The following is a 1,159-nucleotide window of genomic DNA, read 5'->3' on the forward strand; positions in this document are numbered from 1 at the left end:
TATGGCTCTAGTTTTTCAAGAACGGTAGCCGGTCAGTCAGATCTTGTAATCAAACAATCGTGAACCGATATGCGCTTCAAACGCCGCAACCGTGGACTCAAAATCATCACGCTGCACGTTACTGATCGCGTTCTTCGCATCATTCCACACATGCTCAATCGGATTATGATCCGGCGCGTAGGGTGGGAAATTGATCAAATGAACATCCTGCAACGTCTGACCCGAGGCCAGTTCCGCGCTGATCAGATTGTTCTTATGCCACGAAGCGTTATCCCACACGATCACGATCTTCTTCCCCGAATGCAACCCCACCAAGGTCTGCACCGCTTCCAAAATAGTAGCGCTGTTCTGCCAGTCCAACCGCAACGGCAGGCATTGGCCCGTGTTCTGATTCAGAAACCCGATAAACGACTGAGAAGCCGTTTTCCGATCCACCTTCAACACAGTTTTCGTGTTCTTCTCGTACCACGCTTTGCGCACCACAGCTTCCTGATCGATACGCACCTCATCGGCCGCGAACACTAACGTGTCCTCGTCAGCCAACGGGGCGACTAGTTCTTCACGGATTTCCTTCACCCGCTGGTCAATAGCCTTTTCATCGGCACGTCGACGGTCAAACTTTTCCGGCTTATGAAAGGAGAGTCCAGCCATGCGCAGTAGGAAATGGTACGAAGAATTCGATGCGTACTCGATGTTGAACGTGGTCGATAACCAATGGTCCAGCTTCGGAACATCCCAGAACTGGGCCGGCAGATACTCATCTCCGGGTGGCTGGGAGAGGACTTCGGTGACAGTTGCTCGTTGTTCCTCAGTGAGGAAGCTACGGTTCAGGTTTCCTGCGTGCCCGGTCAAGAGCGAAGCCATGCGTTGCTGGTGCCAATCAGTGACCCAGTCAACCAGTGTTGAGGGTTCACGGTCCACGAATTCAGCAACAATTTCCGGGGCAACGTCCCGAGAAAGAAGCAGCAAAGCCTCAGCTTTTTTGATCACGAGCTTATGCGGTGCATTGGCTTTGTACTCTTTGAGTAGTCGGCGTTCTTCATCGGAAAGTTGTGGGGTGCGCATGCTTCCAAAATTAACATTCCTGCAGTGCTGGGACGGGTTTAACGCGCCGGGATCAATGCTTTTTCAGAACCGCTTTTGAACTGTGACCGCCATA

General features: G+C 52.0%; 1 protein-coding gene. It reads right to left on the reverse strand.

Annotated features, from left to right (window positions below; all coding sequences use genetic code 11):
• Nucleotides 1-36: 36 nt before the first annotated feature.
• Entirely contained in the window at nt 37-1,065 is a 1,029-nt protein-coding gene (locus tag ACT3TP_RS18695; protein WP_096288209.1) for an IS630 family transposase, read from the reverse strand.
• Nucleotides 1,066-1,159 lie beyond the last annotated feature (94 nt).

Origin of the sequence: Glutamicibacter sp. AOP38-B1-38 (genome assembly GCF_052377485.1) — a bacterium.
GTDB lineage: Bacteria > Actinomycetota > Actinomycetes > Actinomycetales > Micrococcaceae > Glutamicibacter.